The following is a 21,037-nucleotide window of genomic DNA, read 5'->3' on the forward strand; positions in this document are numbered from 1 at the left end:
GGGCCCTTGCCACTATGTGGCACCGACTGTCAGCCCCCCCAGAACGGAAGCCGGGATTGTCGTGAGTGACGCCTTGCTGCCCTACGCGGTGGGTGCCGCGAAACGAGCCCGGCGGGTGGCGGTGAGGATGCGCCGTCGGGTCGAACGGCTGCACACCGCACCGGCGTTCGGCGGAGGGATCCCGCCCCGGCCCGCGCTCCGTCCGCTGCACCTCTCCGTCCTCGGCGGACGCACCCTCAACGTCGCCGTGTTCGCGCCCCCTTCGGCCGAGGTCGCCGCCGCCCGGCTCGAACTCGCCCGTGGCGGACGGACCTTCCGGCTTCCGCTGGAGCTCGAACCGCAGCCGGACGGCACCCTCCTCCTCACCGCGACCACCGCGCTCCGCTTCGCCGGGACCGCCGGAGCCGCCGAAACCGCCGGAGCCACCGAAACCGCCGGATCCACCGAAACCGCCGGATCCACCGCCGGCGCGGGCCCCGGCCTCGGGCTCTCTGCCGGGCTGTGGCGCGTCGCCACCGTCCTCACCGCCCCCGGCGGACAGGAGACGCGGACCGGCGTCGCCGCCGTCGCCCTCCCCGCCGGCGACGGGCCCGTCGCCCCCGTCTCGCCCGACCCGGTCGGCGGCGCCCACTTCCGGCTGATGCGCTCGGTCGACGGCTTCGCCGTCCTCAAGGTCCGCGCCCCCGCCCACCAGGCCGAACTCGACACCTTCGCCCTCCGCTGGGACCGGATCACGGTACGCGGCCGGGTCGTCGCCCGGCAGGCCCCGACCGCCGCGTACACCGCCCAGGCGGTCCGGCGCGGCAGCGGCGCCACCGTCCGGGCCCCGCTGGAGTGGGACGGCGACGCCTTCGCCTTCGACCTGCCGCTGGCTGGCATGGTCTCCGGCCGCAAGGCGTCCCGCTGGGACATCCAGCTCCAGCAGGGACGCACCGGCCTCAAGATCGGCCGCCGGCTCACCGACCTGCGCCGGCGCGACCAGGTGATCCGCACCTCGTTCCGGATCATCGCCCTGGAAGACGGCTCGCTCCTGCGGGTGCACGCCTACATCACCTCGGCCGGGGCGCTCGCCGTCTCCTGCGTCGGGCTCGAAGACGCCCCCGGCGGCGCGGAGGAACGCGTATGAAGATCACCATCCTGCTCACCTGGGGCGACGCCATGGGCGGCACGGAGATGGCCGCCTACACCCAGGCCCTCCAGCTGACGCCACGTCACGAGGTCGAGATCCTCAGCGTGTTCAGGACGGAGAGCGAGCCCTTCCTGCCCGAGGCGAAGGACGTGGCCGTCCGCTACCTGGTGGACCGCACCGGTCGTTCGCCGCGCCCCGTGCGCCCCTCCGCGCTCACCGCCGCCGAGTGCGAGACCCTCGCCGGACTGCCCAGCGAACTGATCGCCCCCGCCTGGGAGCCCACCTTCGACCGGCTCTCCGACATCGAGATGACCGCCGCCCTCTCCGGCCTCGACGCGGACGTCCTGGTGACCACCACCCCGGCCCTGATGGCCGCCGCGGTCGCGCTCGCCCCCGCCCGGGTCGCCGTCGTCCACCAGGAGCACCGGGTCTCCCAGCTGCGCGGCGCCACCGGCGAACCGCTCCTCACCCACGCCCCCCGGCTCGACGCCCTCGTCTCCCTCACCGAGCTGACCACCGAGTGGTTCGCCGAGTCGCTCGGCGCCGCCGCCCCGCGCCTCGCCACCATCCCCAACGCCATGCCCGAGGGATACCGGCCCCGCTCCGACCTCGGCTCCAAGACCGTCGTGGTGGCCGGCCGGCTGGTCCCGGAGAAGCAACTCGACCACGCGATCCAGGCGTTCGCCGAGGTCGCGGACGAACACCCGGGCTGGCGGCTGAGGATCTTCGGCGACGGACCCCAACTCGCCGCCCTGCGCAGGCTCGTGGAGGGACTCGGCGTGCACGACCGGGTCGAACTCGTCGGCCGCAGCCGCCGGATGGCCGAGGAGTGGGCCACCGCCGCGATCTGCCTGATGCCCTCGCGCGTCGAGTCCTTCGGCCTGGTGATGCTGGAGGCGTTCACCGCGGGCGTCCCGGTCGTCGCGTACGACACCCTCACCGGCCCCTCCCAGATCGTCCGCCACGAGACGGACGGCCTGCTCGTGCCCGCCGACGACATCGCCTCGCTCGGCGCGGCCCTGTCCCGCCTGATGGGCGACGACGAGCTGCGCGCCGCCTACGGCGCGGCCGCCCGCGCCGGGGCCCGCGAGCGCTTCGCCCCGGACGTCGTCACCGCCCGCTGGGACGAGCTCTTCACCGCGCTGCGCGCCGAGGACCCGGCGGCCCGCGCCGCCGCCCGCGCCGACCGCGCCGCCCACCGGGTCGCCGCCGGCGGCAGCCGCAGCTTCGCCGTCTCCTCCCCGATCAGCCGCCTCTCGCCCTCCGCCGACGAGCAGAAGGCCCGCGAGGTCATCCTCCAGGCCAAGGACCCCAAGTCCCTGGTCCGTTCGGCCGGACGGCTCGCCGAGGTCCGCGACGACGTGCCGTCCTGGCGCATGGGCGAGATCAATCTGGAGCTCACCGCGCAGGCCCTGGAATGCCACGGCGTCCCCTTCGTCCTGCTCCACGACCCCACGACCGTCGGCCACCGCCTCGCCGTCAAGGAGCCCGACCGGGAGCGCGCGCTGCACGCCCTCGGCACCGAGCTCCACGGCCGGCCCGTCTACGCCGAGCTGGTCGCCCCCCGGACCGCCGCCCCCGGCGCCCGGCTCGCCGAGACCCTCGTCCACGCCCCCGAGGTCGCCGGGGTGCGGATCTTCAAGCCGCTGGTCAGCGACAGCCGGACCCTGCGGTACGGGCCGGTGTACGGCTGCGGCGTCGAGTTCTGGCCCGAGGAGGACGGCGACACCGGCTGGTACACCGCTCCCCGCGGCACCACCCTGGTCGGCCCCCGGCTGCCCTCCCTCGACGGGGACGCCCGGGTCTCCGTCGCCGGCCGGGACTACCCGACCCTGGAGGTCTTCACCAAGAAGCTCATGTGGAACGTCGACTTCCCCGTCGACGCCGTCTACACCTGGGTCGACGACACCGACCCGGTGTGGCGGGCCAAGCGCGACGCCGCCCGCCGCGAGCAGGGCCTGGCCACCGACGACGCCCAGTCCGGCGACGTCCGCTTCCGCAACCGCGACGAACTGCGCTACTCGCTGCGCTCCCTCGCCGCGCACGCCCCCTGGATCCGGCGGATCTTCCTCGTCACCGACGACCAGACGCCGTCCTGGCTGGACACCTCCCACCCGGACGTCCGGATCGTCAGCCACCGCGAGCTGTTCGCCGACCCCGACTGGCTGCCCTGCTTCAACTCGCACGCCATCGAGTCCCAGCTGCACCGCATCGACGGGCTGGCCGAGCACTTCCTCTACGTCAACGACGACGTCTTCTTCGGCCGCCCCCTCGCTCCGAACAAGTTCTTCCTCTCCAACGGCAACTCGCTCTTCTTCCGCTCCCCGACCGCCGTCCCGCCCGGCGAGGTCACCGAGGAGACCGAGGGCTACTTCGTCGCCGCCAAGAACAACCAGGCCCTCCTGGAGGAGGCGTTCGGCCGGATCGCCACCCACGGCTTCCTGCACACCCCGCACCCGCTGCGCCGCAGCGTCCTCGCGGAGATCGCCGAACGCTGGCCGGAGGAGACCGCCAGGACCGCCGCCGCGCCGTTCCGCGGCCGCACCGACCTGTCGATCACCTCCTCCCTCCACCACCACTACGGCTACCTGACGGGCCGGGCCGCCCCCGGCGGCATCTCCGCCGCGTACACCAACATCGGCGACCACAAGCACCACGTGGCGCTCAGCCGGCTCCTCGCGGCCCGCCACCGGGACGTCATCTGCGTCGGCGAGTCCGCGGACGCGGAGGTCCCCCTGGACGAGCGGGACCGGGTGCTGCGCGCCTTCCTGGAGGCGTACTTCCCGGTGCGCTCGCCGTACGAGAAGGACTGAGGGCCCGCGGGCCAGGGAGGGCTCGCGCACCGAGGGCCCGCGCGCGTGAGGCCCCTGTGCGGGTGAGGGCCCCTGTGCACGTGAGGGAGGGGGCGTCCGGTGCCGTCCGGACGCCCCCTCCCTCCTCCGTGCGCGCCGCTAGCGCTTCTCGTACGGGCTCGGCACCGGGAAGTACGCCTCCAGGAACGGGGTGATGAGGTCCTTCTGCCCGCCCGCGTCCTGCTCCGTCGAGACCGTGTCGTTGACGCAGAAGACCGCCCGGTCGCGCTGGGCGAGGAGCCGGCCGAGCCGGGTCTCCGTCCACGGGTGGGTGAGGTCCAGGTACGCGTACGGCAGGTCGGTCGACGGGACCGCGCGGCCCGTGTGGAAGGCGTAGTAGTGGTGCAGCGACGAGGCGATGGAGATGTCGTCCACGCTGCGGAAGCGGTTCCGCTCGGTGCGGCGGTACTCGGCGGCGAACTCCCGTTCGATCTCCTCCAGCACGCTGCGCCGCAGCGGGTGCGGCATGTGCTTCATCTTCTGCACCAGGACCGCGCCGTACCGCTCCTCGATCAGCCGGCGGTTGTTCTTCCCGGCGGCGGCCACCGGCGGGTCGTCGAGGCTCCGCTCGCCGAGCGGCACCAGCGCGGGGGAGGGGAAGAACTTGGTGAGCCCGCTGGCGTGGAAGAAGTCCCCGGGGGTGACCTCCCGGCTCAGCATCACGTCGTCGTTGAGGTAGAGGAAGTGCTCGGCCAGCCCGTCGATGTGGTGCAGCTGCGACTCGATGGCGTGCGAGTTGAAGGTCGGCAGCACCTCGGGGGAGCGGAAGATCTCCTTGTGCGAGACGACCCGGAGCCCGGGGACGGTGGTGTCCAGCCAGGCGGGCGTCTGGTCGTCGGTCACGAGGAAGACGTTCCGCACCCAGGGCGCGTAGAGGTGCAGCGAGCGCAGCGAGTAGCGCAGCTCGTCGCGGCTCAGGTAGCGGGCGGCGTTGGCCGCCTCCGCGTGGTACGCCTCGCCGGCGTACTCCGCGCGCCGCCGCAGCCAGGCCGGGTCGGAGCCGTCCACCCAGGTGTAGACGACGTCGACGGGGAAGGTGATCTGGTCGATGCGGACGACGGCCGTCTCGGCACGGGCCGGGACGAGCGGGGCCGGAGGATGCGGGCCGCCGCCCCTGGCCCCGGGCCGGACGTCCGTGAAGTCGGTGAAGCACGACTCCGGGGCCTCGACCGTCCGGCCCTGGCGGGGCAGCACGGAGGTGACCCGGCCGGGCCGGGGCGCGGCCAGCTCCCCGTCCTCCTCGCGCCAGAACTCCACGTCGCAGCCGTACGCCTCGCCCAGCTTGAGCTGGTGGGTGGGGTCGGCGCGGTACCAGGTCAGCCGCAGGACCGGGGCGCTGCGCAGCCGGTGCCAGGTCCCGGCGGCGAAACCGGGCTGGGAGCCCTGCACCACCGGGCCGTTCCCGCCGACCCGGGCCGCGTAGCCGGGCTCCCGCGCGCAGGCCTCGGCGAGGGCGGCGAGCACGGCGGCCCGGTTTTCCTCGCGCACGGCCACCGCGGAGGAGGTGTCCGACTTGCCGGGGACGCAGAAGTGCGGGACGCCGGCGGCGCGCAGCGCGCCGAGCACCGCCTCCAGATTGGCCCGGCGGGCCCGCAGCGGGGTGATCCCCTCGGTGACCAGCGCCACCTTGGGTTCCCGGCCGACGCTGATCACCGCGCGGTCCGGACCCGCGGTGAGCGCCGCGTACCGCCGGGCCAGCCGGTTGCGCCGGAGGCGTTCGGCCGCGGCCGTCCCGCTGGCGATGCGCAGCTTCACGCGGCGGCGCACATCGGCGTCGACCTGCGCGACGACGGCCCGGCGCACCCGGTCGGGAACGGCTCGGCGGTAGACCCCCAGCAGCCGGGGTGACTCGGGATTTCGCACTGCTGTTTACTCCTCGAACACGTGCATATGCGGAGAGTGAGCACCCTCAGTATGCCGCCTCCGGAGACCACCCCCGGGGCGCGCGAGCACTGCTCGCGCGCCCCCTGGGAGCGGGGCGCGGGGGAGCGCGGGGAGGACCGGCCGCCGGCGTCGGGGCGCTCCGACGGGCAGCAGGTACGGTGGGGACGGCGGCGCCCGGAGACGGGCGCCGCGCAGGCTCAGCGACAGAGGGATGTGGGGAGAGCATGACGTACCTGATCACCGGCGGTGCCGGTTACATCGGCGCGCACGTGGTCCGGGCCATGACGGCCGCGGGCGAGAAGGTCGTCGTCCTCGACGACCTGTCGACCGGGTACGCCCACCGGCTCCCCGAGGGCGTGCCGCTGGTCGTCGGCTCCACCCTCGACCGCGAACTGCTCGACCGGACGCTCGCCGAGCACGCCGTCACCGGCGTCGTCCACCTCGCCGCGAAGAAGCAGGTCGGCGAGTCCGTCGAACTCCCGCTGCACTACTACCGCGAGAACGTCGTCGGCCTCACCGTCCTCCTGGAGGCGGTCGCCGCCGCCGGCGTGCGCAACTTCCTCTTCTCCTCCTCCGCCGCCGTCTACGGCATGCCGGACGTCGACCTCGTCACCGAGGAGACCCCCTGCGCGCCGCTCAGCCCGTACGGCGAGACCAAGCTCGTCGGCGAGTGGCTGGTCCGCGCCGCCGGCCGGGCCCACGGCATTTCCACCGCCTGCCTGCGCTACTTCAACGTGGCCGGCGCGGCCACCCCCGAGCTCGCCGACACCGGCGTCTTCAACCTCGTCCCGATGGTCTTCGAGCGGCTCGACGCCGGCGAGGCCCCCCGGATCTTCGGCGACGACTACGCCACCCCCGACGGCACCTGCATCCGCGACTACATCCACGTCGAGGACCTCGCCGACGCCCACCTCGTCGCCGCCCGCAAGCTCGCCGAGTGGGCCGCGGCCGGCGAGCCGCGCGACCTCACCGTCAACATCGGCCGCGGCGAGGGCGTCTCCGTCACCGAGATGGTCGCGCTGATCAACGAGATCACCGGGCACACCACCGAGCCCCTCGTCACCCCGCGCCGCCCCGGCGACCCGGCCCGCGTCGTCGCCGCCGCCGACCGCATCGCCGCCGAACTCGGCTGGAAGGCCCGGCACGACGTCCGCGAGATGATCGAGTCCGCCTGGGCGGGCTGGACCGCCCGCCGCGGCGCGACCGTCTGAGCCCCTTTCCCCGAACGGCCCCCGCGCACCCCGTCCGTGCGCGGGGGCCGTTCGCCGTGCGGGCGTCGCCCCCGCGGCACGTCCCGTTCACCTCGCGGCGATCTGATGGGCCCATGCGAGACCAGCTCGGCCAGATCATCCGCTTCGGCGTGGTGGGCGGGATCAACACCGGCACCTTCTTCGGCTGCTACCTGCTGCTCCACCCCTGGATGCCGTACTTCGCCGCGTACACCCTCGCCTTCCTGCTCAGCATGGTCGGCTCCTTCTTCCTCAACACGTACTTCACCTACCGCACCCGCCCCACCTGGAAGAAGTTCGCCCTCTTCCCGCTCACCAACGTCACCAACTACCTCGTGCAGAGCGCCGGCCTCTACGCCCTCGTCACCTGGGCCGGCACGGACGACCGGATCGCGCCGCTCGTCGCCGCCGTCGTCGCCATCCCCTTCACGTACCTGATCTCCCGCCGCATCCTCGTCAGCCGGGACCCCGGTCCGCAGGACGAAACGGAGGAGCGGCAGCCGTCCCGGCTCGCGTAGATTGCCCCTCGCGACCGTGCCGGGAGCGCACGGCGCCAGAACAGCGAGTGAGGACGGCGCAGTGGCGACGGAGATGGCGACGGTGCAGCAGGACACGAACCGACAGGACGCGACTGCGCAGACCCCGCCGGCCCCGACCCCGCCTCCGGCGTCCGCGACTCCGGCGTCCTCGGCTTCGGAGTCCGTGCCCTCGGCGTCCTCGGCTTCGGGGTCCCCGGCCGGGGTGCCCGCCGTCGCGGCGTCCGTGGCCCGGCCGTTCGTCACCGAGGCGCGCCGGATCGTCGTCAAGGTCGGCTCCTCGTCCCTCACCACCGCCGCCGGCGGCCTCGACGCCGACCGGGTCGACGCCCTCGTCGACGTCCTCGCCAAGGTCCGCAGCGGCGGCGAGAAGGAGATCGTCCTGGTCTCCTCCGGCGCCATCGCCGCCGGCCTCGCCCCGCTCGGCCTCACCCGGCGGCCCAAGGACCTGGCCCGCCAGCAGGCCGCCGCCAGCGTCGGCCAGGGCCTCCTCGTCGCCCGCTACACCGCCTCCTTCGCCCGCTACGGCGTCCGCGTCGGCCAGGTGCTGCTCACCACCGACGACACCAGCCGCCGCGCCCACTACCGCAACGCCTACCGCACCCTCGACCAGCTCCTCGCCATGGGCGCGCTGCCGGTCGTCAACGAGAACGACACCGTCGCCACCGACGAGATCCGCTTCGGCGACAACGACCGGCTCGCCGCCCTCGTCGCCCACCTCGTCCGCGCCGACCTCCTCGTCCTCCTCTCGGACGTCGACGGCCTCTACGACGGCGACCCGGCCAAGCCCGGCACCTCCCGGATCGCCGAGGTCGGCGGTCCGCAGGACATCGCCCACGTCGAGATCGGCTCCGCCGGCAAGGCGGGCGTCGGCACCGGCGGCATGGTCACCAAGGTCGAGGCCGCCCGGATCGCCGCCGCCGCCGGCATCCCCGTCGTCCTCACCTCCGCCAGCCGCGCCGCCGACGCCCTCGCCGGCCGCGACACCGGCACGTACTTCCAGCGCACCGGCCGCCGCTCCGCCGACCGCCTCCTCTGGCTCGCCCACGCCTCCACCCCGCAGGGCTCCCTCGCCCTCGACGAAGGGGCCGTGCGGGCCGTGACCGAGGGCAAGAAGTCGCTGCTCGCCGCCGGCGTCACCGGAGTCGAGGGCGACTTCGTCGCGGGCGACCCCGTCGAACTCCGCGACTCCACGGGCCGCGCCGTCGCCCGGGGCCTCGTCAACTTCGACGCCAAGGAGCTCCCCCGGATGCTGGGCCGCTCCACCCCCGCCCTCGCCCGTGAACTCGGCCCCGAGTACGAGCGGGAGGTCGTCCACCGCGACGACCTCGTCGTCCTGGGCTGACCCCCGGCCCGGGGCCTGGAAATGGCGGGAAACCCGTGCGGAAGCCCTTGCGAAACGGCCGCCGAAACGGCTGAAACTCCTGCCATCCGGAAGGGACCTTTACCAAAACCGCCCCAAGCGACGGCTCGGACTGGTCAACTTTGTCCCGGGGGTAACGAGCAAAGCGGCGTACAGCACCACACGCATCACACAGGAGGCCGCCGGTGAGACGAGCGCGCCCGGGGGCACCGCCCCGAGGGACGGCCGAACGCGCCCTGACGAGTGTCGAGGCCGGAGCCGACTTCGACGCGGCACGGGACAGGGCCACGGAAGGCAGGAGCACAGCAGCCGAGACGGGCACACGGGACACGGGCACGGGGGAACGCCCGCTGTCCAAGCTGTGGCACGTCACCCTCAGCGTGTCCGGCGTCGAGTCGCCGCTGAAGGAGGTCCGGCGCGGGCTCGAACAGCTCGCCCACGACCACCCCTTCCTGCTGACCAGCCGCTACGCCAACGACCATGCCGAGATCCGGTACTGGGAAGAGGCCCGCGACCTGCACGACGCGGCCGCCGTCGCCCTCCGGCTGTGGGGCGAGCACCGGCAGACCGCGAAGCTCCCGCCGTGGGAGATCGTCGGCCTGGAGGTCATCGACCGGGAGACCTACCACCAGCGGATCGCGGAGGGCTACGGCCCGCCGCCCGCCGCCCCGGTCGGAGTCCACCCCTACTGACCGGCCGGTGGCCCGGGTCCTGACGGGCCGGGCCCCCGACGGTCCGTACGGTGGCACGGGCGCGTCTCGCACTGCGGGATGCGCCCGTCGTACGTACGGGGTCGGCCCGCCCGTACCAGTACCCTGCGGGCATGACCTCGCTCACGCCCCTCGACAACCTCACCCCGGTCACCCGGGCCGCCTACCGGGCCCGTGGCGCCGCCGCACAGATCGCGCCACTGCCGCGCGCGGCCAAGGACGAAGCCCTCCTCGCCGTCGCGGACGCCCTCGAAGTCCGCACCGCGGAGATCGTCGAGGCCAACGCCGAGGACATCGCCAAGGCCCGTGAGGCCGGCACCAGCGAGTCGATCATCGACCGGCTCACCCTCACCCCCGAGCGGATCCGCGCCATCGCCGCCGACGTCCGTCACGTCGCCGCCCTGCCCGACCCGGTCGGCGAGGTCGTCCGGGGCTCCACCCTCCCCAACGGACTCGACCTCCGCCAGGTCCGCGTCCCCCTCGGCGTCGTCGGCATCATCTACGAGGCCCGCCCCAACGTCACCGTCGACGCCGCCGCCCTCTGCCTCAAGGCCGGCAACGCCGTCCTGCTCCGCGGCTCCTCCTCCGCGTACGCCTCCAACACCGCCCTCGTGACCGTCCTCCGCGACGCCGTCGGCGGCGCCGGACTGCCCGCCGACGCGATCCAGCTCGTCCCCGGCGAGTCCCGCGACTCCGTCCGCGAGCTGATGCGCGCCCGCGGCCTCGTCGACGTCCTCATCCCGCGCGGCGGCGCCTCCCTCATCCGCACGGTCGTCGAGGAGTCCACCGTCCCGGTCATCGAGACCGGCACCGGCAACTGCCACGTCTACGTCGACGCCACCGCCGACCTCGACATGGCCGTCGACATCCTGATCAACTCCAAGGCCCAGCGGGTCAGCGTCTGCAACGCCGCCGAGACCCTCCTCGTCCACCAGGACGTCGCCGCCGCCTTCCTGCCCCGGGCCCTCGACGCCCTCGCCGAGGCCGGCGTCACCGTCCACGCCGACGAGCGGGTCCTCGCCCACGCCGAGGGCACCAAGGCCACCGTCGTCCCGGCCACCACCGAGGACTGGGAGACCGAGTACCTCTCCCACGACATCGCCGCCGCCGTCGTCGACTCCCTCGACAAGGCCGTCGAACACATCCGCATGTGGACCTCCGGCCACACCGAGGCCATCGTCACCACCTCGCAGGCCGCCGCCCGCCGCTTCACCCAACTGGTCGACTCCACCACGGTGGCCGTCAACGCCTCCACCCGCTTCACGGACGGCGGACAGTTCGGCTTCGGCGCGGAGATCGGCATCTCCACCCAGAAGCTCCACGCCCGCGGCCCCATGGGCCTTCCGGAGCTCACCTCCACCAAGTACATCGTCACCGGCGACGGCCACATCAGGTGACACCACCCCGCACGCCCCCTTTCGGTACGGGTGGGGAGACTTCGCGCTCTCCCTGCCCAAAACCACGTCCCCGGTCTACTCTGAATCCGTGCCGGACGACGTAGGGGGCAGGCCGTCCCCGAACGGCTGGGAGCCCGACGACGAGCGCGGAGGCGCCGCCGAGGGCCGCTGGGACGTGGTCCTGGACGAGGACTTCGTCCGGGCCGCCACCCTCCACGAGCCGACGGCCGTAGAACGCCTCCTCGCCTCCGCCCAGGCCCGCGCCGAAGCGGAGTCGGCCCGCGCCCGCGCCCTCCGGGGCGCCGGCGACGAGGACCCCTACGACGAGGGCCGCGACCCCTTCGGCCTCACCTACGAGCCCGACGACATCGGGGACGACGCCAGCCCCTACGGCCGCCACGGCGGCGCCCTGCGCCCCTACCGTGGCAGCGCCCGCTGGCACCGGCCCGTCGCCTGGCTCCTCGCCCTCGTCATGGGCATCGGCATGGTGGCCCTCGCCTTCACCGCCGTCTACCGCGGCGCCGCCGCCAACCGGCAGGACCAGGTCCCCCCGGCCTCCACCGGCGTCGACCAGACCGACCCGGCCCCGCCCGCCGTCTCCCCGGCCCCCGGCCCCCCGGTACCGGTCCTCACCGGCACCCCCGCGACCGCCGCCGCCCAGCCGCCCGCCGCGGCCCACCCGGCCGGTCCCGCTCGGACGCCCCCACCGGCCCCCACGAGCCCCCGAACACCCTGACCCCGAACACTCTGACCCCCGAACACCCTGCCCTCCTCGTCGCCCCGCCCTCCTCCGAATCGCCCGCCCCTCCCGGACCCCCGCCCCTCCTGGACGCCCCGCCCCCTCCCAGGGACGGCAGGTCCCCCGGACGGCGGTCTCCCACCCTGACGGCGGCCTCTCACCCGAACGGCGATCCCCCACCCGGACGGCGGTCTCCCGCCCCGGCGGCAGCGCCTCCGCTCCGGGCGGCGTCGCCTTCACCCCGACGGCGGAAAACTTCCGAACTTGTCGTGTACCTGGGCGTTTACCGAAGCCCCCGCCGACCTACCCTGAAGGTATGGCAGGGCGTGGCGACCCGCCTGAGGGGACTCCCGAGGGACTCCCCGGCGGTGAGGACGAGTACCGAGCCGTCGTCTTCGACGAGGCGTTCGTCCGCGCTGCCCACCTCCAGGAGTACTCGGCCCGGGAGCGGATGGGGGAGCACGCCATCGCCGTCCGCAGCCGCCCCGGCCCCGCCCGCCGCCGGGGCTCCGGCCAGGCCCTCCTCCTGATCCTGCTGATCCTCTTCGCCTTCGGCACGGCCGTCTACCTCGGCCTGCGCAACCCCTACCAGCCTCCGCCGGACCAGCGCGCCGAACCGCTGACCACCACCGTCGTCCCGCTCGCCCCGCAGGGCCCCGTCCCCGGCGGCGACCCCGCCCGGCTCCTCGCCCGCAGCCCCGCCGCCCAGTACCGCCCCGCCGCCGCCGGCATCGACCTCCCCGTCGCCGCCCGCACCACCCACTTCTCCGAGAGCCAGGTCGTCACCGCCCTCAGCACCGCCAAGGACTACCTCGTCGCCTCCTCCCTGGAACCCGACGTCCTCGCCGGCCGGACCGTCCGGCCCGCGCGCCTGCTGCTCGACCCCGACCAGCTCGCCCAGTTCGACCGCAGCGTCGAGTCGCCCGCCGACGACGGCCGGCACGCCGTCGCCGCCTGGGTGGTCCGCTTCGACCCCCGGCAGGTCGCCGTCGCCGAGCCCGCGCCCCGCGTCCAGGGCGTCCTCCGCTTCGCCGAGACCACCCCCGACACCCTGGACGTCACGGCCGACCACACCTTCACCTATGCGCTGCGCCCGGCGGACTCGGCCGCCACCGCCCCGGCCTCGCTCTTCACGGTCCACCGCACCCTGCACTTCCGCTTCGACCGCGAGGACCTGCGCATGCACCGGGCCGAGCTGCTGACCAGCACCGTCGAGGCCGGACCGCAGGCGTGCGGCGCCGACACCACCGGCGGACTGAAGCCGCTCCTGGCGGGCGCCGGGGCCTCGGAGCGCTCCCGGCCGGTCCTCACCGACCCGTACGCCACCGACCGCCCCGCCGCCCCGGCCCTCTGCGGCGCCCTGGCCCCGGCCGCCCAGCCCGAGCCCTGACATCCGGGCCTTGAGGATCCGGGCCTCGACGTCCGACCCCTGGTGTCCGGGCCCGTCGGCCTACTCCCCGGAGCCCCTGCCGGAGCTCTCGCCGGAGTCCTTCCCCTCGTCCGTGTCCTTGCCGGCGTCCTTGCCGGAGTCCTTCGGCGTCCCGCCGCCGAACACGTTCCGCAGCCGTCCGCCCAGGTCGCCCGCCAGGTCACCGGCGCCGCCGGCTATGTCCCCGACCAGCTTGAACAGGGGATCCTTGCTGTCCCGCACGGTCTGCGCGTAGTGACCGGCCGACTCCCGGAAGGAGTCCGTGACCGAGGTGTCCTTGTCCTCCGAGCGCTTCGGGTAGTGACCGTCCATGATCCGCTGGTGGTCGCGGCTCTCCGCCCACTTCTTCAGCTCCGCCGCCCGCACGGTGGTGAACGGGTGCGAGCGCGGCAGCACGTTGAGGATCTTCAGGACCGAGTCCCGCAGGTCACCGGCCTTCTCGTACTCCTCCGCCTGGGCGAGGAACGCGTCCACGTTCATCTCGTGCAGGTGATTGCCGCCGGCGATCTTCATCAGGCCCCGCATCGACGCCCGCAGGTCCTGTCCCACGAGCAGCCCCGCCCGGTCGGCCGACAGCTCCGACTTGCGGAACCACTCCCGCAGCGCCGTCACGAGCGCCATCACCGCCACGTTCCCCAGCGGGATCCAGGCCACCTTCAGCGCCACGCTCGTCAGGAAGAACAGCACCGTCCGGTAGACCGCGTGGCCCGAGAGGGCGTGCCCGACCTCGTGACCGATCACCGCCCGCATCTCCTCCTCGTCGAGCAGCTCGACGAGGCCCGTCGTCAGCACGATCACCGGCTCGTCCAGGCCCACGCACATCGCGTTCGGCACCGGGTCCTGCGTCACGTACATCGGCGGCACCCGGTCCAGGTCCAGGATGTAACAGGCGTCCCGCAGCATGTCGTTGAGGTGGGAGAACTGCGCGTCGCTCACCCGGACGGAGTCGGAGAGGAAGAGCAGTCTGAGGCTCCGCTCGGGCAGCAGCCCGCTCAGCGTCTTGAACACCGTGTCGAAGCCGCTCAGCTTCCGCAGCGCCACCAGCGCCGAGCGGTCCGCCGGGTGCTCGTAGGCCCGCGAGGAGATGCCGGGGAACCGCTTGCGCTGCCGGCTCGGCACGCCTCCCCGCTGGTTTCCGTCGGTGCTTCCGGTGCTTCCGGTGCTTCCGGTGTTTCCGGCCATGAACGCCCCCTGCCCCTTCGTACGAGTCGGTACTCGTCCCCCTGACGCGACCCACCCTAGGCGAGGGCGCTACCGTGTGCCGGGAGCCTGTGGACAACTCGGGCCCTGTGGACAACGAGGAGCACGCCCCGCATGCCGGACATCGCCGCGGCCACCGCCACCCTCACCGAGCTCGCCGCAGCGGCGCAGCAGGGACCGGGAGACACGCTCCGCATCGTCCTGCTGGTCTCCATGGTCGGAGGAGCCTTCCTCGCCTGGTTCCTGCTCCGGGGATACGGCGGCGGGGACACCGATGAGAAGGCCCCCGGCGAGGCCGCTCCCCGGCCCGCGGACACCCCCGCCCGGGGGGCGTCCGGGAACGACGGGGACGCCAACGCCTGAGTCGGCGTGAGACAGCCGGGACGGCCCGCATACGATGTGCGCGAAGTCTCCGCTCCCACCCCCGATCGGATAGGTCTGCCGAAGATGAGCCTCCACAGCACCGCCGCCAACCTCGTCACGCTTGCTTCCGAGGGCGCCGAGCACGGTGGCAACCACGACAGCCTCAACCCGTACCTCACCGGCGGTGGCGCCTTCGTCGCGCTGATGCTGCTGCTCTGGATCACCACCCGCTTCAACCGCGACCGCTGAGCCGGACGCCGACCGGGAGGCCGCTGATCCGGCGCCCGCCGCCGTGCCAGTAGGCTCTGCACGCATGGGAGAGCAGGAAGTGCCTACTGGCGGCAGCGGCAAGCGCCGTCTCGGCGTGATGGGCGGGACGTTCGATCCGATCCACCACGGACACCTGGTGGCGGCCAGCGAGGTCGCCGCCCTGTTCCACCTGGACGAGGTGGTGTTCGTACCGACCGGCGAACCGTGGCAGAAGAGCCACAAGGCCGTGTCGCCGGCCGAGGACCGTTATCTGATGACGGTCATCGCCACGGCCTCCAACCCGCAGTTCTCGGTCAGCCGCATCGACATCGACCGCGGCGGCGCCACCTACACCATCGACACCCTGCGCGAACTGCACTCGCTCAACGCGGACTCCGACCTCTTCTTCATCACCGGAGCCGACGCGCTCTCGCAGATCCTCACCTGGCGCGACGCGGACGAGTTCTTCTCCCTCGCCCACTTCATCGGCGTCACCCGGCCGGGTCACGACCTCACCGACGACGGACTGCCCAAGGGCGGCGTCTCCCTCGTCGAGATCCCCGCCCTCGCCATCTCGTCCACCGACTGCCGCGCCCGGGTCGCGAAGGGCGACCCCGTCTGGTATCTGGTCCCGGACGGCGTGGTCCGCTACATCGACAAGCGCCAGCTGTACCGCGGCGAGTGAGTCCCGGGGAGGGGCACCGGTGAACGATCAGCAGAACCCGTACGACCCGTACCAGCCGCAGCCGCAGATCATCGGCTACGACATGTACGGGCAGCCGGTGTACCAGCAGCAGGGCCAGGCCCTCCAGCAGCCCGCGTACGACCCGTACGCGGGACAGCAGCAGGCGTACGGCTACGACCCCTACGCCCAGCCCCAGGCCCCGCACCAGCCCCAGGCCCCCCAGCAGTCCCCGTACGACCCCTACGCCGGCGGGCAGCAGGGCTACGCCCGGCAGCCCGCCGCCCACGACCCGTACGACCCCTACGGCGCGCAGCAGTGGCAGGCCGCCGAGCCCGCCGCGCCCGTCACCGCCGCCCCGGCGGGCGTCCCCGGCCAGCGGCCCGCCCCCGAACCGCCCGCCCCCGAGCCGCAGGCCCCCGCCCCCAGGGCGCCCCGCGGGCCGGACGCCGGCGGCGACGACCGGGAGTACCGCACCGAGCAGTTCTCCTTCATCGAGGAGCCCGACGAGGACTCCGAGGACGTCATCGACTGGCTCAAGTTCACCGAGAGCCGGTCGGAACGCCGCGAGGAGGCCCGCCGCCGCGGCCGCAACCGGGTGATCGCCCTCGTCGTCGTCCTCGTCCTCGCCGTCGTCGGCGGCCTCGGCTACCTCTGGTCCGCCGGTCTGCTCCCCGGCACCGGCGACTCCGAAGGGCAGCGGCAGGGGAACACCGCCGCCGGCCCCCAGCAGCGCGACACGATCGTCCTCCACCTCCACGACACCCGCGGCGGCGGCACCTCCACCGCCCTCCTCGTCGACAACAGCACCACCGAGCAGGGCACCACCGTCCTGCTCCCCAACGCCCTCGCCGTCGCCGACACCGAGGGCACCGCCACCACCCTCGGCAAGTCCGTCGACGACGACGGCTCCAGCGGCACCCGCGAGGCGATCGGCAACCTCCTCGGCGCCAAGATCGCCGGCACCTGGCGCCTGGACACCCCGTACCTGGAGAACCTCGTCGAGTACCTCGGCGGCATCGACGTCGACACCGACACCGCGGTCCCCGACCCCCAGGGCAAGAAGGGCGCCGACCCGCTCGTCGCCAAGGGCGAGAAGCAGACCCTCAACGGCCGCGCCGCCGTCGCCTACGCCACCCACCGGGCCCCCGGCGAGGCCGAGGCCAAGCAGCTCCAGCGCTTCGGCCAGGTCGTGGGCGGCGTGCTCCGCAAGATGCCCAGCGACGCCGCGAACGCCACGACCGCCGTCGAGTACCTCCAGCAGATCGCCGACCCGTCCCTCCCCGAGAAGGACCTCGGCGCCTCCCTGGCCAAGCTCGCCGAGCACGCCAAGACCGGCGCCTACAAGACGGCGCTGCTGCCCGTGGGCCAGGACGGCGCGCTCACCGAGGGCACCGGCGGCGTGGTCGAGGAGATCCTCGGCGGCAAGGTCGCCCCGCTCGACGCCGGCGGCGTGCCGCGGGTCTCGATCAAGGACGGCACCGGCGAGGACGCCGTCGAGGCGGCCAAGATCGTCCTGGTCAACGGCGGCTACGCCTTCGTCGGCGGCAGCAAGACCGACAGCCTGGCGAAGTCCCAGGTCGTCTACGGCGACGACGCCCAGAAGGTCACCGCCGCGGAGGTCGCCAAGACCCTCGGCCTGCCCGCCGGATCCGTCGTCAAGGGCAAGCCCGCGGGCAACGCCGCCGTCACCGTCGTCCTCGGCCGGGACTACGAGATTCCGGGCGCCTCGTAATCGTTTGCGGGGTCGTCGGCGGTCCGTGAGACCCTGGAGGGGTACTGGACCGCCGACGAAAGCCTGCTTGTGACCGCTACGGATCGCTCCATCGAGCTCGTCAACGCCGCCGCCCAGGCGGCGGCCGACCGGCTCGCTCACGACATCATCGCGTACGACGTCAGCGACGTGCTGTCGATCACCGACGCCTTCCTGCTCGCCTCCGCGCCCAACGACCGCCAGGTCAAGTCGATCGCCGAGGAGATCGAGGAGCGGCTCCAGAAGGAGCTCGGCGCCAAGCCGGTGCGCCGCGAGGGCGACCGCGACGCCCGCTGGATCCTCCTGGACTACGTCGACATCGTCGTCCACGTGCAGCACAGCGAGGAGCGGGTCTTCTACGCGCTGGAGCGCCTCTGGAAGGACTGCCCCGAGCTGCCCCTGCCGGAGGACGCCGTGAAGACCCGCGGCAAGGCCGCCGAGCACGCCGCCCTGACCGGCGCCGACCTCGACGGGGCGGACGGTGAGCTGAGCTGAGCACCGCCAAGGGCGGCACCGGCCGCCGCATCGTCCTGTGGCGCCACGGCCAGACCTCCTGGAACCTGGAGCGCCGCTTCCAGGGCTCGACCGACATCGAGCTCACGGAAGCCGGAATCCACCAGGCCCGCCGCGCCGCCCGGCTGCTCGCCGCCCTCCGTCCCGACGCGATCGTCGCCTCCGACCTGAAGCGGACCGCGGCCACCGCCGCCGAGCTGGCCGCCCTCACCGGGCTGCCCGTCGCCCACGACGCCGCGCTGCGCGAGACGTACGCGGGGGAGTGGCAGGGGCTGACCCACGAGGAGATCGTCGCCCGGTACGGCGAGCAGTACGCCGCCTGGAAGCGCGGCGAGCCGGTGCGCCGGGGCGGTGGCGAGCTGGAGACCGAGGTGGCCGACCGGGCCGCCCCGGTGATCCTGGAACACGCCGACAAGCTCCCGCAGGACGGCACCCTGGTCGTGGTCAGCCACGGCGGCACCATCCGCACCGCCATCGGCCGGCTCCTCGGCCTGGAGCCCCACCACTGGGAGGGCCTGGGCGGCCTCTCCAACTGCTCCTGGTCCGTCCTGGGGCAGGGCGCGCGGGGCTGGCGCCTCCTGGAGCACAACGCCGGATCGCTGCCCGAGCCGGTCCTCGGCGACGACACCTGACGGCCGGACCGGCCGGAGACCCGGATTTCACTTTCCGGCAGGTCGCAGGCTAAAGTTCTTCTTGTTCGCAGCGCTGGTCGCGAAGAACACGAGGGGCTATAGCTCAGTTGGTAGAGCGCCTGCATGGCATGCAGGAGGTCAGGAGTTCAATTCTCCTTAGCTCCACAGTCACCGGATCCCGTCCCCCTAACAAGGGGGGCGGGATCTGTCTTTTTGTCACTTCTGGGCGGTCGTCCGGCCATGGCAGAATCGGACGGCCGGAGGGGGACCGGGTTCCGGACGGGAGGGTGGCCTTTGGGTGCGCACAGGCGGAAGTGCGACTGGTGCGGCAGCGGCACGCCCATCGTGCGGGACATGGACCCCGTCAACCCCGACTACCAGTACTGGTGCGAGGAGTGCGCGCGGGCGCTGATCATAAAAGGCGACCCGATCGAGACCTACCGCGAGCTCGAAGGGGAGCCGATCTACGGCCGGCTCCTCGACGAGCACTGCACCCTCAAGCGGTTCTACTCCTTCGCCACGGCCTGAGGCTCCCGGACCGCCATCGGCTCCCGGGAGGCCTCCGCGGCCTCCGGGCGGCGCGTCCGCCACACCGTCAGCGCGTACCCGGCGAAGACCGCCGTCGCCGTGAGCGGATAGACCGCCGACAGCAGCATCTGACCCGCGTTCTGGTCGAGTTCGGGACGGCCCGGGTCGTGCGGCACCCACCACAGCGCGAACGAGGCGAAGGCCACGGCCACGACGCCCGTCACCGGCCACGCGCGCGCGTGGCGGTCGTACAGCAGGATCAGCAGTGGCACGCACCAGACCCAGTGGTGGGACCAGGAGATCGGGGAGACCATCAGCGCCGTGAACGCGGTGACCACCACGGCCACCGCCTTGTCGCCGCGCACCGCCGCCCGCACCGCGAGCACCATCGCCGCACCGCCCAGCAGCACCGCCGCCGCCAGCCACCACAGGCCGGGCGCGTCGGTGTGCATCAGCCGGGCGAGGACCCCGCTGAGGGACTGGTTGGCCGTCTCCTCGGCGTGCCCGACCCGGCCCGTCTCGAACAGCGTCCGCGTCCAGAAGGTCTTCGAGTCCGCGGGGAGCGCCACCACCATCGCCAGCGTCGTGACGAGGAAGACACCGGTCGCGGTCAGCGCGGTGCGCAGCCACTGGTTCACGCCCCGGTCCCGGCGCCACAGCAGCACGCCCGCGACGAGGAGCAGCACCACGAAGAGCCCGGGTGTGAGTTTCACCGCGGTCGCCAGTCCGATGCCGAGGCCGGCCCAGCGGCTCCCCTCGCGGCGGGTGAGGTCCCACAGCACCGCCACCGCGACCAGCAGGTTGATCTGCCCGTACCGCAGGGTCGTCCACACCGGCTCGCACCAGACCACGACCGCGGCCACCCACAGTGTCGTACGCCATAGATCGGCGCGCCGCGCGGGCGAGGCGAGCACCGGGCGGACCAGCTGGAGCGACAGCTGCACCAGGGCCACCACCAGCAGCAGGTTCCCCGCCGTGGAGAGCGTCCGCATCAGCGGGACGCCCACCAGGGTCAGCGGGAGGAACAGCACGGCGGCGAACGGCGGATAGGTCATCGCCAGGTTCGCCGAGGTGGCGCGCATCGCGTACAGGTCGCCGCCGGCCCGCAGGGTCTCGGCCTCGGCCCGGTAGACCATCACGTCGAGCATGTTCACGTGGGCGGCGCGCTGCGCCACCCAGAAGGCCGCGAACGAGATCAGGCAGGCCGCCGCGGCGGCGACCAGGGGCCACGGCCGGGCGCGGGACGGGGAAGGAGCGGAGGGAGACACAGACGGCGACCCTACCCGGAGCCCCCGGCGGGACCGGAGAAACCGATTTGGAGTTCTGCCCGGCGGCCGGTTACTGTTCTGTCCGTCGCCGCGAGGAAGACCCGAGAGGGAGCCGAGCGGAGATCCTCACAAGGGGCTATAGCTCAGTTGGTAGAGCGCCTGCATGGCATGCAGGAGGTCAGGAGTTCAATTCTCCTTAGCTCCACAGAAGGCAAGCGGGCCATCCGTAGCGGATGGCTCGCCGCACTTCTGCGGTACGCTGAGTGTCGCACGATGAGGGGCTATAGCTCAGTTGGTAGAGCGCCTGCATGGCATGCAGGAGGTCAGGAGTTCAATTCTCCTTAGCTCCACAGAAGAGAAGCGGGTCATCCGGTATCGGATGGCCCGCTTCGTCGTCGTCGCCACCCCGTGAACGCCGATGCGGCCCGTGTGGACGCTGCGGTACCCTGGCGCCATGCGTGCCGTACGCCTCCTGCTTATCGAGCCGCGCTGATCAGTCCCGACGGGCGGAAGACATCCCCGTCGGAGTCGGCGCGGCGTCCCCTCCTGTGCGAGGGGATTTTTCATTTCGTGGCAGTTCG

Annotated in this window: 19 protein-coding genes and 3 tRNA genes; 19 read left to right on the plus strand and 3 right to left on the minus strand. The window is 73.2% G+C overall.

The features are described 5' to 3' along the window. Positions 1-61: 61 nt before the first annotated feature. Together IE326_RS17675 and IE326_RS17680 are read left to right on the plus strand one after the other, a co-directional pair. Positions 62-1,126 (plus strand): hypothetical protein, encoded by a 1,065-nt coding sequence (locus tag IE326_RS17675; protein ID WP_229915383.1) that lies wholly within the window; start codon positions 62-64, stop codon positions 1,124-1,126. Beyond that, positions 1,123-3,942, plus strand: a complete 2,820-nt coding sequence (locus IE326_RS17680; RefSeq protein WP_190042000.1) for a stealth family protein — start codon at positions 1,123-1,125, stop codon at positions 3,940-3,942. Before IE326_RS17675 ends, IE326_RS17680 begins: the two co-directional genes overlap by 4 nt. A gap of 138 nt (positions 3,943-4,080) precedes the next feature. On the opposite strand, the gene IE326_RS17685 is transcribed toward IE326_RS17680, so the two are convergent. Continuing rightward, on the minus strand, positions 4,081-5,844 hold the full coding sequence (locus IE326_RS17685) for a stealth family protein (protein ID WP_190042001.1): 1,764 nt from the start codon (positions 5,842-5,844) through the stop codon (positions 4,081-4,083). Between the two features lie 245 nt (positions 5,845-6,089). Between IE326_RS17685 and galE the strand changes: the two genes are divergently transcribed. The 7 genes from galE (at position 6,090) to IE326_RS17720 (ending at position 13,229) form a co-directional block, all read left to right on the plus strand. Beyond that, complete coding sequence (gene galE, locus IE326_RS17690; RefSeq protein WP_150228167.1) at positions 6,090-7,076, plus strand: UDP-glucose 4-epimerase GalE; 987 nt, start codon at positions 6,090-6,092, stop codon at positions 7,074-7,076. A gap of 113 nt (positions 7,077-7,189) precedes the next feature. Next, positions 7,190-7,612: a GtrA family protein gene (locus IE326_RS17695; RefSeq protein WP_150228166.1), complete on the plus strand. Its 423-nt coding sequence runs from the start codon at positions 7,190-7,192 to the stop codon at positions 7,610-7,612. A 223-nt stretch (positions 7,613-7,835) separates the two neighbouring features. After that, positions 7,836-8,975, plus strand: coding sequence for a glutamate 5-kinase (gene proB / locus IE326_RS17700; protein ID WP_190042002.1), 1,140 nt, complete (start codon positions 7,836-7,838; stop codon positions 8,973-8,975). 203 nt (positions 8,976-9,178) lie between these two features. Then, on the plus strand, positions 9,179-9,685 hold the full coding sequence (locus IE326_RS17705; RefSeq protein ID WP_190042003.1) for a DUF8830 family protein: 507 nt from the start codon (positions 9,179-9,181) through the stop codon (positions 9,683-9,685). Positions 9,686-9,816: 131 nt separating this feature from the next. Further along, positions 9,817-11,100: a glutamate-5-semialdehyde dehydrogenase gene (locus tag IE326_RS17710; protein WP_190042004.1), complete on the plus strand. Its 1,284-nt coding sequence runs from the start codon at positions 9,817-9,819 to the stop codon at positions 11,098-11,100. 88 nt (positions 11,101-11,188) lie between these two features. Then, positions 11,189-11,836 (plus strand): SCO2584 family spore wall biosynthesis protein, encoded by a 648-nt coding sequence (locus IE326_RS17715; protein WP_150228163.1) that lies wholly within the window; start codon positions 11,189-11,191, stop codon positions 11,834-11,836. A 319-nt stretch (positions 11,837-12,155) separates the two neighbouring features. Then, positions 12,156-13,229: an SCO2583 family membrane protein gene (locus IE326_RS17720; RefSeq protein ID WP_190042005.1), complete on the plus strand. Its 1,074-nt coding sequence runs from the start codon at positions 12,156-12,158 to the stop codon at positions 13,227-13,229. Between the two features lie 60 nt (positions 13,230-13,289). Here IE326_RS17720 and IE326_RS17725 read toward each other — a convergent pair whose 3' ends face one another. Beyond that, positions 13,290-14,450 (minus strand): M48 family metallopeptidase, encoded by a 1,161-nt coding sequence (locus tag IE326_RS17725; protein ID WP_229915384.1) that lies wholly within the window; start codon positions 14,448-14,450, stop codon positions 13,290-13,292. A gap of 132 nt (positions 14,451-14,582) precedes the next feature. Between IE326_RS17725 and IE326_RS17730 the strand changes: the two genes are divergently transcribed. From IE326_RS17730 to IE326_RS17765, 8 genes are all read left to right on the plus strand, one after another. Further along, positions 14,583-14,831 carry a hypothetical protein gene (locus IE326_RS17730; protein ID WP_150228160.1) on the plus strand — a complete coding sequence of 83 codons (249 nt, stop codon included), beginning with the start codon at positions 14,583-14,585 and terminating at the stop codon, positions 14,829-14,831. Between the two features lie 84 nt (positions 14,832-14,915). Then, positions 14,916-15,080: a hypothetical protein gene (locus tag IE326_RS17735; RefSeq protein ID WP_030761411.1), complete on the plus strand. Its 165-nt coding sequence runs from the start codon at positions 14,916-14,918 to the stop codon at positions 15,078-15,080. Between the two features lie 64 nt (positions 15,081-15,144). Then, positions 15,145-15,765: a nicotinate-nucleotide adenylyltransferase gene (gene nadD / locus IE326_RS17740; protein ID WP_150228159.1), complete on the plus strand. Its 621-nt coding sequence runs from the start codon at positions 15,145-15,147 to the stop codon at positions 15,763-15,765. Between the two features lie 19 nt (positions 15,766-15,784). Further along, positions 15,785-17,497 carry an LCP family protein gene (locus IE326_RS17745; RefSeq protein ID WP_190042006.1) on the plus strand — a complete coding sequence of 571 codons (1,713 nt, stop codon included), beginning with the start codon at positions 15,785-15,787 and terminating at the stop codon, positions 17,495-17,497. Positions 17,498-17,566: 69 nt separating this feature from the next. Next, positions 17,567-18,010 carry a ribosome silencing factor gene (rsfS, locus tag IE326_RS17750; protein ID WP_030761416.1) on the plus strand — a complete coding sequence of 148 codons (444 nt, stop codon included), beginning with the start codon at positions 17,567-17,569 and terminating at the stop codon, positions 18,008-18,010. Next, entirely contained in the window at positions 18,007-18,660 is a 654-nt protein-coding gene (locus tag IE326_RS17755; RefSeq protein WP_150228157.1) for a histidine phosphatase family protein, read from the plus strand. Before rsfS ends, IE326_RS17755 begins: the two co-directional genes overlap by 4 nt. 92 nt (positions 18,661-18,752) lie before the next feature. Then, a tRNA-Ala gene (locus IE326_RS17760) sits at positions 18,753-18,825 on the plus strand. Positions 18,826-18,954: 129 nt separating this feature from the next. Next, a complete protein-coding gene (locus IE326_RS17765; protein WP_030494108.1) occupies positions 18,955-19,188 on the plus strand; it encodes a hypothetical protein in 234 nt (77 codons plus the stop codon). On the opposite strand, the gene IE326_RS17770 is transcribed toward IE326_RS17765, so the two are convergent. Beyond that, a complete protein-coding gene (locus IE326_RS17770; protein WP_190042007.1) occupies positions 19,167-20,456 on the minus strand; it encodes a glycosyltransferase 87 family protein in 1,290 nt (429 codons plus the stop codon). The two genes, IE326_RS17765 and IE326_RS17770, sit on opposite strands and share 22 nt — an antisense overlap. Before the next feature lie 132 nt (positions 20,457-20,588). Between IE326_RS17770 and IE326_RS17775 the strand changes: the two genes are divergently transcribed. Then, positions 20,589-20,661: transfer RNA gene (locus IE326_RS17775), tRNA-Ala, on the plus strand. A 72-nt stretch (positions 20,662-20,733) separates the two neighbouring features. Next, positions 20,734-20,806 (plus strand) — tRNA-Ala (locus tag IE326_RS17780). Positions 20,807-21,037: the final 231 nt, after the last annotated feature.

The sequence above is a fragment of the Streptomyces filamentosus genome (assembly GCF_014654895.1).
Classification (GTDB): domain Bacteria; phylum Actinomycetota; class Actinomycetes; order Streptomycetales; family Streptomycetaceae; genus Streptomyces; species Streptomyces filamentosus.

Coding starts and splice junctions, on each gene's coding strand:
- IE326_RS17680 (WP_190042000.1), top strand. CDS start 1,123: ATGAAGATCACCATCCTGCTCACCTGGGGCGACGCCATGGGCGGCACG.
- galE (WP_150228167.1), top strand. CDS start 6,090: ATGACGTACCTGATCACCGGCGGTGCCGGTTACATCGGCGCGCACGTG.
- IE326_RS17695 (WP_150228166.1), top strand. CDS start 7,190: ATGCGAGACCAGCTCGGCCAGATCATCCGCTTCGGCGTGGTGGGCGGG.
- IE326_RS17710 (WP_190042004.1), top strand. CDS start 9,817: ATGACCTCGCTCACGCCCCTCGACAACCTCACCCCGGTCACCCGGGCC.
- IE326_RS17720 (WP_190042005.1), top strand. CDS start 12,156: ATGGCAGGGCGTGGCGACCCGCCTGAGGGGACTCCCGAGGGACTCCCC.
- IE326_RS17725 (WP_229915384.1), bottom strand. CDS start 14,450: ATGGCCGGAAACACCGGAAGCACCGGAAGCACCGGAAGCACCGACGGA.
- IE326_RS17730 (WP_150228160.1), top strand. CDS start 14,583: ATGCCGGACATCGCCGCGGCCACCGCCACCCTCACCGAGCTCGCCGCA.
- IE326_RS17735 (WP_030761411.1), top strand. CDS start 14,916: ATGAGCCTCCACAGCACCGCCGCCAACCTCGTCACGCTTGCTTCCGAG.
- nadD (WP_150228159.1), top strand. CDS start 15,145: ATGGGAGAGCAGGAAGTGCCTACTGGCGGCAGCGGCAAGCGCCGTCTC.